We start from the raw sequence: 14,101 nt of genomic DNA, 5'->3' as shown, positions 1-14,101 counted from the left end.
ACGGGACGGGGTGGGCGGATGGCCCAGGGATTCGGCACGACGACCGACGAGATGGCCCGCGCGGCGGGCCGGGTGCGGGAGGTGAGCGAGGCCGTCAACGGTGAACTGGGCGGGCTCCGCTCCCGGCTCGAGGCGACACGCGGGCAGTGGGCGGGTGCGGCCGCCACGGCGTTCACCGCGCTGATGGCGGAGTGGGACGCCGAGGCGAAGCGGCTCAACGTCGCACTCGCCGACATCGCCGAGCAGCTCGGCGGGACGGCCACGGCCTACCAGCGGGTCGAGGACGAGAACGCGCGGAACGTCTCCGCGATCACATCGGCGCTGGGCTGAGGGGAGCAGGCATGGGATCGGAGATCAGGGTCACGTTCGCCGCGATCGACCAGGCGGCGGCGGACATCGACGGCGCCAGGGCGAGGATCACCGCGCAGCTGGGGGACCTGCAGAGTCATCTCGCCCCGGTGGTGGCGGGCTGGACCGGTGACGCGGCGAGCCGGTACAACGAGGCGCAGCAGCGCTGGGACCGCTCCGCCACCGACCTCACCGGGACGCTGCAGCGGATCCGGGCGCTGGTGTCCGCGGCGGGTCAGGGCTACCAGGACGTGGAGCGGATGAACGCGGGCCGATTCGGCGTCTGACCATCCCGGGAGCGGGCGACGGACCCCCCTCGCGCCCGCTCCCGGGGCCGCCGGGTACTCTTGACACTCGTTGTGCAGCGGTGGAGACCCGCGGGCGCCGACCGTCGTTCCTCGAGCAGGTACGAGGCAGCGAACTCCGGCGGGCGAGCGTCCCTCCGGCGTCCACCAGCGGCACGCTAGGAACCACACCAGTGTGGGTCGGATCCGAGCGGACGACTCCGCCGGCCCCGCCCACCGCAGCCGAGAACGACGACGAGGTAGATCCGTGCCCACGTACAGCCCCAAGCCCGGCGACATCACCCGCGCCTGGCACGTGATCGATGCCGACGACGTGCGCCTCGGTCGGCTCGCCACGCATGCCGCCACGCTGCTGCGTGGCAAGCACAAGCCGACCTACGCGCCGCACGTCGACAACGGCGACTTCGTGGTGATCGTGAACGCGGAGAAGATCTCGGTGTCCGGCAACAAGCGGACCGACAAGTTCGTCTACCGCCACTCCGGCTTCCCGGGTGGCCTCCGCCAGCGCTCGGTCGGCGAGATGATCGACAGCCAGCCCGACCGCCTCGTCGAGAAGGCGATCAAGGGCATGCTGCCGAAGAACCGTCTCGGGCGTGCGATGGCCAAGAAGCTGAAGGTCTACGCCGGTCCGGAGCACCCGCACGAGGCGCAGCAGCCGCAGCCGTTCGAGATCACCCAGGTCAGCCAGTGACCACCCCGAGCAACGAAGAGGGACAGCCCGTGACCAGCCCCGAGAACGGACCCGACGAGGTCGTCGACGCGGTCGAGACCGAGGGTGCGGCCGCCGAGGCGACCGAGACCGAGTTGACCGAGACCGTCGGCGAGGCCGTCGGTGACGTCGAGGCCGCGGACGACGCGGTCGAAGGCGTCGACGAGGTCGACTACTCGATCGACGACAACGCCGACTTCGACGCCGACGCGTTCGCCGCCGAGGCGCCGCTGCAGGGTGACCGTCCGGTGCAGACCGTCGGCCGCCGCAAGGAGGCCGTGGTCCGCGTCCGGCTGCTGCCCGGCACCGGTGGGTTCACCCTGAACGGGAAGCCGCTCGAGACCTACTTCCCGAACAAGCTGCACCAGCAGATCGTGAAGGAGCCGCTGGTCCTCGTCGAGAAGACCGAGCGCTTCGACATCTTCGCCAACCTCAAGGGTGGCGGCACCGCGGGTCAGGCCGGCGCGCTGCGCCTGGCCATCGCCCGTGCGCTGGTCGAGCTGGACTCCGAGGACCGCCCGCCGCTGAAGAAGGCCGGCTGGCTGACCCGGGACGCCCGCGCCGTCGAGCGCAAGAAGTACGGCCTCAAGAAGGCCCGCAAGGCGCCCCAGTACTCCAAGCGCTGATCGCAGACCGGATGCGTCGCCTTTTCGGGACAGACGGCGTCCGGGGCCTGGCCAACGGCGAACTCCTCACTCCGGAGTTCGCCGTTGGTGTCTGTGCCTCGGCCGCGCGCACCCTGTCGAACGGAGCCGGTCGCCGGCCCGTCGCGGTCGTGGGCCGGGACCCGCGTGCGAGCGGGGAGATGCTGGAAGCCGCCGTCGTCGCGGGCCTGACCTCGGCCGGTGCCGACGCGATCCGGGTCGGCGTGCTGCCCACCCCCGGCGTCGCGCACCTGGTCGCCGAGGCGGGCGCCGATCTCGGCGTGATGATCTCCGCGTCACACAACCCGATGCCCGACAACGGCATCAAGCTGTTCGCCGCCGGCGGCCACAAGTTGCCCGACGACGTCGAGGCCGAGATCGAACGCGGGCTCGGCTCCACCGCGGACCGCCCCACCGGTGATGCCATCGGACGGGTCTGGGACGCCCCGGACGCGACCACCGTCTACGTCGACCACCTGCTGTCGGCCGCCCCCGGCTCGCTGAACGGCCTGAAGGTGGTCGTCGACTGCGCGCACGGTGCCGCATCGGTCGCCGCGCCGGAGGCCTACCGCCAGGCCGGTGCGGACGTGATCGCGCTGCACGCCGAGCCGGACGGCCTGAACATCAACGACGGCGTCGGATCGACCCACCTGAAGCTGCTGCAGCACGCCGTCGTCGAGCACGGGGCCGATCTCGGGATCGCGCACGACGGCGACGCGGACCGCTGCCTCGCGGTGGACGGTGCCGGGGACGTCGTCGACGGCGACCGGATCATGGCGGTGCTCGCACTCGCCATGCGCGATGCCGGTGAGCTCGTCCACGACACGCTGGTCGCCACCGTGATGAGCAACCTGGGCCTGCACATCGCCATGCGCGAGGCCGGGATCACCCTGGACACCACCAAGGTCGGTGACCGGTACGTGCTGGAGCGGCTGCGCGAGGGCGGTTTCTCGCTCGGTGGTGAGCAGTCCGGGCACGTGGTGCTGCCGGGCCACGCCACCACCGGTGACGGCCTGCTCACCGCGCTGCGGCTGATGAGCCGGATGGCCTCGACCGGGTCCTCGCTGGCCGAGCTGGCGTCGGTCATGACGCCGCTGCCGCAGGTGCTGCGCAACGTCGTGGTCGGCGACCGGGACGCGGTCGCCGCGTCCGACCGGGTCGCCGAGGCCGTCGCGAAGGCCGAGGCCGAGCTCGGGGACACCGGGCGGGTGCTGCTGCGCCCCTCGGGCACCGAGCTGCTGGTCCGGGTGATGGTGGAGGCGCCGACCTCCGAGGAGGCCGACTCCGTCGCCGCCCGGCTGGCCGACGTCGTCGCCGCTGCGAGCTGAGCCGCCTCCGGTCGAGCGTTGCGTGCAGGTCGGCGCTGTCGTGCTGCGACGCCCGGCCGGCTGTCGTGCCGCAGCGTCGGGCCGGCCGTCGTGCCGTGACGTCGGGCCGGTCGTTGTGCCGCAGCGTCGGGCCGGCTGTCGTGCCGTGACGTCGGGCCGGCCGTTGTGCCGCAGCGTCGGGCCGGCGGGCGTCCCGCACGGCCCGCCCGGCCGTCGTTCGCGATCGTGAATGCATCGAGGTGCCCGACGGCCGGATCGGCCAGGGTGCCGGGATGCGACCGGAGCTGCGGCGGGACCCCGATGCACTGGACCGGGTAGCGGCCCGCCTGGACGACCTCGTGGCCGATCTGCGGGCGGCCGTCGGCGCCGGTCCGGCCGGCGAGCACGGCATCGACGCGCTGCGGATCGCCGACGAGCTCGAGTCGCTCGCCGGGACGGCCCGCTACTGCGCGGGCACGGCCCGTGCCGCCGACGCGGCATCGGCGGCGGCGTTCCGGGCGGTGCCGGGGCACCCGGCAGGGCCGGTTCCGGCCGGGCCGCCGACGGTGCGCACCGAGCTGGACCCCCGGTGACCGGGGCGGAGGAGCAGAGCGCCGCGCTGCGGCGGCTCGTGGAGCGGCTGGACGACACCGCCGGTGCGCTCGCCGCGGTGCGCGGGGCCCTCGCCGCCGCCTGGGACGACGCCGCGGGCCGGGAGTGGAGTGACCGGCTCGATCTGGTGCGCCGGGCGACCGACCGGCTGGCCGCCGACGCCGCGGCCGAACGGCTGCGCCTCGACGCGTTGGCACCCGACCCGGAACGGCCCCCCACGGCACCCGGCCCCATCGGAACCCGCACCACCGACCGCCGCGGCGTCGTCGCGCCCCTGCTGCCGCCGCTCGATCCCGACCGCTGATCACGAATCGGGAACCGGATCGTTCGCCCGGCGAGCGTCCTGGTTCCCGATTCGTGATCAGGCGCGCGGGAGCCCGGTCAGCGTCCGATGCCCAGCAGCCCGCCGGACGACTCCTGCTGCTCGTCCTCGGGCGGGGTGAGATCGACCAGCGGAGCTCCCGGGACGTCCCCCGAGGTCAGAGCGGACACCCGCTTCTCGCCGATCAGCTCCTGCATCAGGAACGCGGTGACCAGCGCACGGGTGATCTTGCGGGTGCGGTGCTGGGGGCGGTTCTGCAGCAGCAGGCTCGACCAGTGCCTGCCCTCGCAGAAGCCGAGGTGGCCGGCCTTCTCGATGCTGCGCACGGTGACCTCACCACCGGCCGCCCTGCCGATCGGCTCGGCGTGCCCGGCGGACGGGGCCAGCGAGTCGATCGCGGCGGCCAGGTGCAGGGCCGGCGCGGTCACCCGGCTCGCGGCCTCGATCGCGGACGGCGCCGTCTCGGCCGGGGCGAGCGTCACCAGCGCACCGAGCCGCTCCCGGCCCGCCGCGGCCAGGATCGCCGCGCCCCCGCCGATACCGTGCCCGATCAGGGCGGTGCGGCGGGCGTCCACACTGATGTGGCCGTCGCCGAGCCGGACGCCGACACAGACGTCCAGGACGGTGTTCAGGTCCGCCGAGAACCGGGACACGCTCGGGATCGGGCCGCGCTGGGTGTTCGGTGCCGCGGCGACGAAACCCCAGGTCGCGAGGTGGCGCAGCAGCTCGTGATAGCGGCGGACCGGCTGCATCCAGGCGTGCCCGAGCACGACGGCGGGCAGCTGATAACCCTCGGCGGGGGTGTAGACGATCCCCGGCAGCCCGATCAGGCCGAGATCGCCGAACCGGACCGGGTTCGGCCCCGGCCGGGAGAGCACGCCGAGGGCGTCCTTGGCCCCCTTCATGGACGGGGGACGGGTCATGCTGGTCCGGGCCACGGACGGCACCGTACCGGTGCAGGTCACGAGCTGCCCGCCGTGCCGCCCCACCGGGCGTGGCGTCGTTCGTACCCGGCGCCGGAAGATCGCCGATCGGGCGTCGATACGCTCAGTCGTATGTGTGGCATCGTCGGTTACGTCGGTCATCAGGTCGCACTCGACGTGGTTCTCGGCGGTCTGCGCCGCCTGGAGTACCGCGGGTACGACTCCGCCGGTGTCGCCCTACCGAGTGCCGGTGACCTGCTGGTGGAACGGAAAGCGGGCGCGCTCGCGAACCTGGAGGCCAGGCTCGACGAGATCGGCCGGGAGGGGTTCGTCAGCACGTCCGGGATCGGGCACACCCGCTGGGCGACGCACGGCCCGCCGACCGACCGCAACGCGCACCCGCACCGCAGCAGCGACGGGAAGGTCGCGGTCGTCCACAACGGGATCATCGAGAACTTCATGGAGCTGCGCGCCGAGCTGGAGGCGCGTGGGATCTGGGCCGAGTCCGACACCGACACCGAGACCGCGGCGCACCTGGTCGCCATCGCCTACGCCGAGGGCGAGACCGCCGGGGACCTCCCGGCCACCGTGCGCGCGGTCGCCCGCCGGCTGGCCGGAGCCTTCACCCTGGTCGTCACGCACGCCGACGACCCGGACCGGATCGTCGCCGCCCGCCGCAACTCGCCGCTGGTGCTCGGCATCGGCGACGGCGAGACGTTCCTGGCCTCCGACGTCGCGGCCTTCATCGAGTACACCCGCTCCGCCGTCGAGCTCGGGCAGGACCAGGTCGTCACCATCACCCGGGACGGCTACGAGGTCACCGACTTCCACGGTGAGCCGGTCACCGCGAGCCCGTTCGAGGTGACCTGGGACCTGGCCGCCGCCGAGAAGGGCGGCCACGACTACTTCATGCTCAAGGAGATCGAGGAGCAGCCGACCGCGATCGCCGACACCCTGCGCGGGCACCTGGTCGACGGCCGGATCGTGCTCGACGAGCAGCGGCTCACCGATCAGGACCTGCGCGACGTCGACAAGGTCTTCGTGGTCGCCTGCGGCACCGCCTACCACTCCGGGCTGCTCGCGAAGTACGCGATCGAGCACTGGACCCGGATCCCGGTCGAGATCGAGCTGGCGAGCGAGTTCCGCTACCGGGACCCGGTGCTGGACCGGTCCACGCTGGTCGTCGCGATCTCCCAGTCCGGCGAGACCGCGGACACCCTGGAGGCGCTGCGGCACGCCAAGGACCAGAAGGCCCGGGTGCTGGCGATCTGCAACACCAACGGGGCGCAGATCCCGCGCGAGTCGGACGCGGTGATCTACACCCACGCCGGGCCGGAGATCGGCGTCGCCGCGACCAAGACGTTCACCGCCCAGGTCGCGGCGAACTACCTGGTCGGCCTGGCCTTGGCGCAGGCCCGCGGCACCAAGTACCCGGACGAGGTGGTCCGCGAGTACGAGCAGCTGGAGGCCATCCCGGCCGCCGTCGCGGAGGTGCTCGAGTCGCTGGGCGAGGCCCGCGCGCTCGGGCAGGAGCTGGCGCCGTCGAAGGCGGTGCTGTTCCTGGGCAGGCACGTCGGCTACCCGGTGGCCCTCGAAGGTGCGCTCAAGCTCAAGGAACTCGCCTACATGCACGCCGAGGCGTTCGCCGCGGGCGAGCTCAAGCACGGACCGATCGCGCTGATCGAGGACGGCCTGCCGGTCGTCGTCGTGATGCCGTCACCCAAGGGCCGCGCCGTGCTGCACTCCAAGCTGCTGAGCAACATCCAGGAGATCAAGGCCCGCGGGGCGCGGACCGTGGTGCTCGCCGAGACCGGTGACGAGACGGTGCGGCCGTTCGCCGACCACCTCTTCGAGCTGCCCGCCGTGCCGACCCTGCTGCAGCCGCTGGTGGCGACGATCCCGTTGCAGGTCATCGCCGCCGAGATCGCCAGGGCCCGCGGCTACGACGTGGACAAGCCGCGGAACCTGGCGAAGTCGGTCACCGTCGAATGACCGGCGCGCGCGGGCACCGTCGATCATGAACCGGCACTAATCTCCGGCCCCATGTACGGGCTGTACACCGCGGATCAGGTCAGGGCGTCCGAGGGCGCGATGGCGGAGACGGTCGCCGACGGGGTGCTGATGCGCCGCGCCGCCGGCGGTCTCGCCGCGCAGCTGCGCGAGTTCCTCGGCTCCACCTACGGACGCCGGGTGGTGCTGCTGGTCGGAGCGGGCGACAACGGCGGCGACACGCTGTGGACCGGGGCCGAACTGCGCCGCCGTGGCGCGCAGGTCACCGCGCTGCTGCTGGCACCCGACCGGGCCCATCCCGCCGGGCTCGCAGCGCTGCGGCGGGCCCGCGGACGGGTGCTGCCGGTGCACGACGGCACCCTGGACGCGGCGCGCGAGCTGGTGGCCGGCGCCGACGTCGTGGTCGACGGGATCGTCGGCATCTCCGGGCGCGGCCCGCTGCGTGATCCGGCGCCCGCCCTGGTCGCCGCCGCGGCGGATGCGGGGGTCCCGATCGTCGCCTGCGATCTGCCGTCCGGGGTCGACACCGACACGGGGCGGACCGACGGCCCGCACGTGCGGGCCGATCTCACCGTCACCTTCGGCACCCGCAAACCGGTGCACGCACTGGCCGCACCGCTGTGCGGGCCGGTCCGGCTGGTCGACTTCGGACTCGGCCCGTACCTGGGGGAGCCGCACGCGTGGGTGCTCGGCGACGCCGACGTCGGACGGTGCTGGCCGGTCCCCGGCCCGGACGACGACAAGTACTCCCAGGGTGTGGTCGGGATCGCCGCCGGCTCGGCGACCTACCCGGGGGCCGCGGTGCTGGCCGCCGGGGCCGCCGCGCTGGCCACCTCCGGGATGGTGCGGTTCGCCGGATCGGCGGCCGACGAGGTGCGCCGGCATCGGCCGGAGATCGTCGCCACCGGGGACATCACCGACGCCGGGCGCACCCAGGCGTGGTCGGTCGGCCCCGGTATCGGCACCGGAACGCCGGGCCGGGCCGTGCTGGACGCGGTGCTGGACCGGGAGGTGCCGGTCTGCATCGACGCCGACGGGATCACCCTGCTCGCCGGCGACCGGACCCTGCGGGAGCGGATCCACGGGCAGCCGGTGGTGCTCACCCCGCACGCCGGGGAGTTCGCCCGGATCGCCGGTGACCTGTGGCACGAACACGGCGGCGACCGGATCGCGGCGGCCCGGGCCGCGGCGTCCTGGCTGGGGGTGACGGTGCTGCTGAAGGGGAACGCGACCGTCGTCGCCGCCCCGGACGGGCGGGTGCTGGTCGATCCGGCCGCCGACTCCTGGGCCGCCACCGCGGGCTCCGGGGACGTGCTGACCGGCATGATCGGTGCCCTGCTGGCGGCCGGGACGGACCCCTGGTGGGCTGCCGGCTGCGCGACGCTCGTGCACGCCAGGGCCGCGACCCTCGCCGCAGGCCGGCACGGTCAGCCGCCGGTGCCGGCGCCGGCGTCGTCGTTGCAGGCCGCGATCCCGGCCGCGCTGAGCGGGGTGCGCGCCGCGGCGGCCGCGGACCCGGCACCCCCGGGTGCTTCCCGGGGGTGACCGATGCGGGATGCGATGATCGGACCGTGCTGCCTGCCACCGAACCCGTGCCCGGTGCGGCTACCGCCACACCACCGGCCGGCGGACCGCGCGCCGAGGCCCTGATCGAGCTGGACGCCGTGCGGCACAACGTCGCACTGCTGTCCGGGGCGGCGGCGCGCTCCGGCGCCGAGACGATGGTCGTGGTGAAGGCCGACGGCTACGGCCACGGCGCACCCGGCGTCGCACGGGCCGCGCTCTCGGCCGGGGCGACCCGGCTCGGTGTGGCGACCCTCGACGAGGCACTCGCGGTGCGCTCCGCCGGGATCGACGCGCCGCTGCTGAGCTGGCTGCACCTGCCCGACGAGGACTTCGCCGCCGCCGTCGCGGCCGGGGTGGAGCTGTCGGTGTCCTCCCGCGAGCATCTCGCCGCGGTGCTCGCCGGTGCCCGCGCCGCGGGCCGGCCGGTCCGGCTGCACCTCAAGGCCGACACCGGGCTCAGCCGCAACGGCTGCCCGCCCGGCGAGTGGGCCGGCCTGGTCGACGACGCCGAGGTGGCCGCCGCCGACGGGACCGCCGAGCTCACCGCCGTCTGGTCGCACCTGGCCCGGGCCGACGAGCCCGGCGACCCGAGCATCGACGCCCAGGCGGCCCGGCTGCACGAGGCCGTCGCGCACGTCCGCGCCCGCGGCTTCGCCCCGCTGCGCCACCTCGCCAACTCCGCGGCCACGCTGACCCGCCCGGACCTGCACCTCGACCTGGTCCGGACCGGGATCGCCGCCTACGGCCTGGACCCGATCGCGCAACCGGCGGACAGCCCGCTGCGCCCGGCGATGACGCTGCGCGGGCGGGTCGCGCTGGTGAAGACGGTCCCGGCCGGCGAGGGCGTGTCCTACGGCCACGAGTTCGTGTCGACCGGACCGCGGGTGCTGGCGCTGGTCCCGCTCGGCTACGCCGACGGCGTCCCGCGCCGCGGGAACGACCGCGGCCGGATGCGGGTGCGGATCGGCGGCACGATCCGGCCGGTCGCCGGGCGGGTGTGCATGGACCAGTTCGTCGTCGACTGCGGGACGCCCGGTGCGCTCGAGGTCGCCGTCGGGGACCCGGTGGAGCTGTTCGGTACCGGCGCCGCCGACGGGCCGACCGCCCGCGAGTGGGCCGACGAGCTCGGCACCATCCACTACGAGATCGTCACCGGGATCAAGGGCCGGGTACGGCGGACGGTGCGCGACGGAGGAGGGGCGTGAGCCGCAGGGGTTGGACGGTCGCGGGGATCGCCGGTGGCCTGGTCGGCGCGGCGGGTGCCGCCGCCGGTGCCGGGGTCGCCGCGCAGCGCCGCAAGATCGCCTCGGCGCGGCGCAGCCTGGCCACCGAGATGGCCGAGCACGGCGGTACGCCCTCGCCCGGCCGGATCGGCGAGGAGAGCTCGGTGATGGCCGACGACGGCATCCGCCTCGCCTGCGAGGAGGTCGCGCCCGCCGACGGGTCCGAGCCCGCCGTGACCGTCGTACTCGTACACGGCTTCGCGCTGGACCGGCGGACCTGGCAGGAGCAGCGCCCGTTCCTGGCCGGGATGACCGATCCGTCGGTGCGGATGGTGCTCTACGACCAGCGCAGCCACGGCCGCTCCGAGCGGGCGCCGCAGGAGAGCTGCACCATCGACCAGCTCGGCCGTGATCTCGACGCGGTGATCCGCGCGCTGGTCCCGGAGGGGCCGCTGGTGCTGGTGTCGCACTCGATGGGCGGCATGACGGTGATGGCGCTCGCCGAGCAGCATCCGGAGCTGTTCCACGAGCGGGTCGCCGCGGTGGCGCTGGTGTCGACGTCGGCGGGGGAGATGGCGGCGTCCGGGTTGCCGGGCACGTTCCTGTCCCGCCGCAACCCGGTGATCCGCACGCTCGGCGGGCTCGCCGCCTGGCAGCCGGGCCTGGTCGAGACCGGGCGCCGCGCGCTCGGCGACATCATCTGGGCGATCACCAAGCGGTTCGCCTACGGCGACCGGCAGGTCGATCCGCGGATGGTCGACCTGGTCGACACGATGATCGACTCCAACGCGGTGGGTGCGCTCACCGACTTCGTCGACACCCTCGGCACGCACGACCGGCTCGCGGCACTGCCCGGCCTGTGCTGCGCCGAGGTGCTGGTGCTCGCCGGTGACGGCGACCGGATCATCCCCTACCGGCACAGCGAGGTGATCGCCGACGCGATCCCGACCGCGCGGCTGGTGCGGCTGCCCGGGGTCGGGCACGTGCCGATGCTGGAGCAGCCGGAGAAGGTCGACGCCGAGCTGGACGCGTTGATCGGGCGGAGCCTGGAACGCACCCGTGGTGGCGGGTTCCGGCGCAGGCGTCCCGAGCACGGCCCGGACCGGGTCCCCGGAGCCGGCGACGCGGGGTCCCGGCCCCGGCGGCGCTCCGGCGTCCTGCGGGGGGCCGGCCGGGCGAAGCGGAAGGGGCACGAATGATCCCCGCGGCGGGTGCCGCCGCGGTGCGCCGGGAGCTGCCGACCGTCGCCGACACCGAGTGCTTCGGCGAGGAGCTGGGCCGCGAGCTCGTCGCCGGGGACGTGCTGCTGCTGGCCGGTCCGCTCGGCGCGGGCAAGACCGCGCTGGTCCGGGGCCTGGCCCGCGGCCTCGGGGTGACCGGGCAGGTCGCCTCGCCGACCTTCGTGATCGCCCGCGAGCACCCGGCGTCCGGGGACGGGCCGGCGCTGGTGCACGTCGACGCCTACCGGCTGGGCGGCCCCGACGGCTCCGTCGACGTCGCCGCCGAGCTCGACGATCTCGACCTGGACACCGAGCTGGACCGGGCGGTCGTCGCCGTCGAGTGGGGGATCGGGGTCGCCGACCGGCTCACCGAGCGCGCCGTCGAGGTCGTGCTGGAACGCCGGGACGACGAGACCAGGGTCGCCACGCTGCGCCGCACCGCACGCCCGTAGGCTGGCCGACCGTGCTGGTACTGGCCCTGGACACCGCGACCCCGGTCGTCACCGCAGGCCTGGTCTCGCTGGCGGACAGCCCGCGGGCCCTCGCCGTCCGCGCGCACGACGGTCGCAGGCACGGCGAGCTGCTGATGCCCGCCGTCCGCGCGCTGTGCGCGGAGACCGGGCGGACGCTGTCCGAGGTCGGCGCCGTCGTCGTCGGCGTCGGGCCGGGGCCCTTCACCGGGCTGCGGGTCGGGATCGCCTCGGCCGCCGCGCTCGGGCACGCGCTCGGCGTCGCCGTGCACGGCGTCTGCTCGCACGACGCGCTCGCGCTCGCCGCGGCCGGGATCGACGAGCCGGGCGCGGAGCATCCGCAGGGCGGGCCGGGCAACCTGCTCGTGGTGACCGACGCGCGCCGCCGCGAGGTGTACTGGGCGGCCTACGACCCGGCGGCCCGCCGGCTCAGCGGTCCCGCCGTCGAACCGCCGGAGAGGCTGGCCGACCGGCTCGGCGAGCTCGCGATCGGGACGGTCGTCGGGGACCCGGCGTTCGCCGACCGGCTCGGCGTCGCGATCACCGGTCCCGCCGCTCCCACGCCGGCCGGCCTGGCCGGGGTTGCCGCGGCCGCGCTGCGGGCCGGCCGGGAGCCCGAACCGCTCGAGCCGCTGTACCTGCGCCGCCCGGACGCCGTCGAGCCCACCGGCCGCAAGCGCGTCACCGCATGAGCACGACCGTGACGATCGGGCCGCTCTACCGGGCCGACGCCGAGCGCTGTGCGGAGCTGGAGCAGCTGCTGTTCGCCGGCGACGACCCGTGGAGCGCGCAGGCGTTCCGGGACGCCGTCACCTCCGGACAGGCCTACCTGGCCGCCCGCACGGACGCCGGGCTGGTCGGCTACGCGGGGCTCGCGATCGTCGCCGGGCCGCCGCAGGCGGAGGCCGAGGTGCACACGATCGGCGTCGACCCGGCCTGGCAGCGGCACGGGATCGGCCGGGCCCTGCTGGCGAAGCTGCTGGAGGTCGCCGACGAGCTGCGCGCCACCGTGTTCCTGGAGGTGCGGACCGACAACGAGCCGGCCCGCACGCTGTACGAGCGGCACGGCTTCGAGATCGTCGGCATCCGCAAGCGCTACTACCGCCCCTCCGGCGCCGACGCGCACACCATGCGCCGCGACCGGCGCGGCGACTGATCGGCTACCGGCCGGCGGCGACGTCGTCCAGGGCGGCCGCGGTCACCTCGGCGAGCAGGTCGAGGTGCTCGGCCGTGGTGGTCAGCGGCGGGGAGAAGCCGACGGCCGAGCCCATCGGGCGGATCAGCACACCGCGCTCGCGGGCCGCGCGGAAGACCCGCTGCGGCAGGTCCGGTGCCCCGGCGAGCCGCTCCGGATCGAACGCGAGCGCGCCGAGCACACCGGTGCCCCCGCGCGCGTGATCGACCAGGGGGTGGTCGGCGATCCCCCGCAGCCGCTCCAGCAGCTGCGGCTCCAGCTCGTCCGCCCTGGCGAGCAGGCCGTCCCGCTCCATCAGGGCGATCGTCGCGCTGCCCGCGGCGCACGCCGCGGGATGACCGGCGTAGGTCTGGCCGTGCCGGAACATCCGGCCAGGGGTGTCCCAGAACGGCGCGGCGATCCGCTCGGACGCCACGATCCCGCCGAGCGGCTGGTAGCCCGACGTCACGCCCTTGGCGAACACGGCGATGTCCGGGCGGACCCCGAAGCGCTCCACCCCGAACCAGTCGCCGAGCCGGCCGAACCCGCAGATGACGGCATCGGCGACGAACAGCACCCCGTGCCGGCGGCAGACCTCGGCGGCGGCCTCGATGTAGCCCTCCGGGGGCGGCAGCACGCCGCCCGCACCGATCACCGGCTCGCAGAAGAACGCCGCGACCCGCTCCGCGCCGAGATCGACGATCGCCTTCTCCAGGCCGGCGGCATCGTCCCACGGGGTCTGCACGACGTCCGGCACGAACGGCCCGGCCAGCCGGTTGCCCGGGATGCCGGCCAGCGAGGTGCCCAGGCCGTGGGTGCCGTGGTAGCTGTGCTCACGGTGCAGCAGCACCGTCCGCTGCGGTTCGCCGATCGCGCCGAAGTACTCCCTGGCGAGCTTGGCCGCGGTCTCGATCGAGTCGCCGCCGCCGCTGGTGAAGAAGACCTTGCCGCCGTCGAGCGGGGCGCGGGCGGCGATCTCGTCGGCGAGCCGCTCGGCGGGCTCGTTAGTGAAGTCGGTGAACGTCGAGTACGCCTCCAGCCGCCCGAGCTGCTCGGCGACGGCGTCGACGATCTCCCGCCGGCCGTGACCGACGTTGGCGTACCAGAGGCTCGCGGTGCCGTCGAGGTAGCGGGTTCCCGCGTCGTCGTAGACCCAGACGTCCTCGCCGCGGGTGATCGTCACCGGGTTGTCGCGGACGGAGTGCATGGCGGCGAACGGATGCCAGAACGCGGACATCGGCGGACCTCCTCGGCGGGGGCGGGGACTC

General features: G+C 74.7%; 16 protein-coding genes. 14 read left to right on the top strand and 2 right to left on the bottom strand.

Annotation, left to right across the window (positions count from 1 at the left end; all coding sequences use genetic code 11):
* Window positions 1-18 precede the first annotated feature (18 nt).
* From Pdca_RS28625 to Pdca_RS28595, 7 genes are all read left to right on the top strand, one after another.
* Window positions 19-330, top strand: a complete 312-nt coding sequence (locus tag Pdca_RS28625; protein ID WP_085912634.1) for a WXG100 family type VII secretion target — start codon at window positions 19-21, stop codon at window positions 328-330.
* A gap of 11 nt (window positions 331-341) precedes the next feature.
* Window positions 342-635, top strand: coding sequence for a WXG100 family type VII secretion target (locus Pdca_RS28620; RefSeq protein WP_085912635.1), 294 nt, complete (start codon window positions 342-344; stop codon window positions 633-635).
* A 265-nt stretch (window positions 636-900) separates the two neighbouring features.
* Window positions 901-1,344 (top strand): 50S ribosomal protein L13, encoded by a 444-nt coding sequence (rplM, locus tag Pdca_RS28615; RefSeq protein WP_085912636.1) that lies wholly within the window; start codon window positions 901-903, stop codon window positions 1,342-1,344.
* Window positions 1,341-1,988 carry a 30S ribosomal protein S9 gene (rpsI, locus tag Pdca_RS28610; RefSeq protein ID WP_428842059.1) on the top strand — a complete coding sequence of 216 codons (648 nt, stop codon included), beginning with the start codon at window positions 1,341-1,343 and terminating at the stop codon, window positions 1,986-1,988. The genes rplM and rpsI overlap by 4 nt, the downstream gene beginning before the upstream one ends.
* An 11-nt stretch (window positions 1,989-1,999) precedes the next feature.
* A complete protein-coding gene (gene glmM / locus Pdca_RS28605) occupies window positions 2,000-3,334 on the top strand; it encodes a phosphoglucosamine mutase (RefSeq protein ID WP_085912637.1) in 1,335 nt (444 codons plus the stop codon).
* A 239-nt stretch (window positions 3,335-3,573) separates the two neighbouring features.
* Window positions 3,574-3,906 (top strand): hypothetical protein, encoded by a 333-nt coding sequence (locus tag Pdca_RS28600; protein WP_085912638.1) that lies wholly within the window; start codon window positions 3,574-3,576, stop codon window positions 3,904-3,906.
* Window positions 3,903-4,229 carry a hypothetical protein gene (locus Pdca_RS28595; protein ID WP_085912639.1) on the top strand — a complete coding sequence of 109 codons (327 nt, stop codon included), beginning with the start codon at window positions 3,903-3,905 and terminating at the stop codon, window positions 4,227-4,229. The genes Pdca_RS28600 and Pdca_RS28595 overlap by 4 nt, the downstream gene beginning before the upstream one ends.
* A gap of 77 nt (window positions 4,230-4,306) precedes the next feature.
* Here Pdca_RS28595 and Pdca_RS28590 read toward each other — a convergent pair whose 3' ends face one another.
* Window positions 4,307-5,185, bottom strand: coding sequence for a dienelactone hydrolase family protein (locus tag Pdca_RS28590; RefSeq protein WP_232021258.1), 879 nt, complete (start codon window positions 5,183-5,185; stop codon window positions 4,307-4,309).
* Window positions 5,186-5,302: 117 nt separating this feature from the next.
* Between Pdca_RS28590 and glmS the strand changes: the two genes are divergently transcribed.
* Genes glmS through rimI form a run of 7 tightly spaced genes read left to right on the top strand, consistent with a single transcriptional unit; the run spans window position 5,303 to window position 12,815 of the window.
* On the top strand, window positions 5,303-7,162 hold the full coding sequence (gene glmS / locus Pdca_RS28585; RefSeq protein ID WP_085912640.1) for a glutamine--fructose-6-phosphate transaminase (isomerizing): 1,860 nt from the start codon (window positions 5,303-5,305) through the stop codon (window positions 7,160-7,162).
* A gap of 51 nt (window positions 7,163-7,213) precedes the next feature.
* A complete protein-coding gene (locus tag Pdca_RS28580) occupies window positions 7,214-8,725 on the top strand; it encodes an NAD(P)H-hydrate dehydratase (protein ID WP_085912641.1) in 1,512 nt (503 codons plus the stop codon).
* 29 nt (window positions 8,726-8,754) lie between these two features.
* Window positions 8,755-9,951, top strand: coding sequence for an alanine racemase (alr, locus tag Pdca_RS28575; protein WP_232021738.1), 1,197 nt, complete (start codon window positions 8,755-8,757; stop codon window positions 9,949-9,951).
* Window positions 9,948-11,168, top strand: coding sequence for an alpha/beta fold hydrolase (locus Pdca_RS28570; RefSeq protein WP_232021257.1), 1,221 nt, complete (start codon window positions 9,948-9,950; stop codon window positions 11,166-11,168). The genes alr and Pdca_RS28570 overlap by 4 nt, the downstream gene beginning before the upstream one ends.
* The gene (gene tsaE / locus Pdca_RS28565) at window positions 11,165-11,641 is read left to right on the top strand and encodes a tRNA (adenosine(37)-N6)-threonylcarbamoyltransferase complex ATPase subunit type 1 TsaE (protein ID WP_174824400.1); all 477 of its coding nucleotides are present in this window, start codon (window positions 11,165-11,167) and stop codon (window positions 11,639-11,641) included. Before Pdca_RS28570 ends, tsaE begins: the two co-directional genes overlap by 4 nt.
* An 11-nt stretch (window positions 11,642-11,652) precedes the next feature.
* Window positions 11,653-12,351, top strand: coding sequence for a tRNA (adenosine(37)-N6)-threonylcarbamoyltransferase complex dimerization subunit type 1 TsaB (gene tsaB / locus Pdca_RS28560; RefSeq protein ID WP_085912643.1), 699 nt, complete (start codon window positions 11,653-11,655; stop codon window positions 12,349-12,351).
* Window positions 12,348-12,815, top strand: coding sequence for a ribosomal protein S18-alanine N-acetyltransferase (gene rimI / locus Pdca_RS28555; protein ID WP_179956587.1), 468 nt, complete (start codon window positions 12,348-12,350; stop codon window positions 12,813-12,815). The genes tsaB and rimI overlap by 4 nt, the downstream gene beginning before the upstream one ends.
* A 4-nt stretch (window positions 12,816-12,819) precedes the next feature.
* Here the strand turns inward: rimI and Pdca_RS28550 are convergent, their stop codons facing one another.
* A complete protein-coding gene (locus Pdca_RS28550; RefSeq protein WP_085912644.1) occupies window positions 12,820-14,070 on the bottom strand; it encodes an aminotransferase family protein in 1,251 nt (416 codons plus the stop codon).
* Window positions 14,071-14,101 lie beyond the last annotated feature (31 nt).

Origin of the sequence: Pseudonocardia autotrophica, assembly GCF_003945385.1 — a bacterium.
Taxonomy (GTDB): domain Bacteria; phylum Actinomycetota; class Actinomycetes; order Mycobacteriales; family Pseudonocardiaceae; genus Pseudonocardia; species Pseudonocardia autotrophica.
The sequence above is the reverse complement of the archived record's forward strand: the minus strand, read 5'-3'. Positions and strand labels throughout refer to the sequence as shown.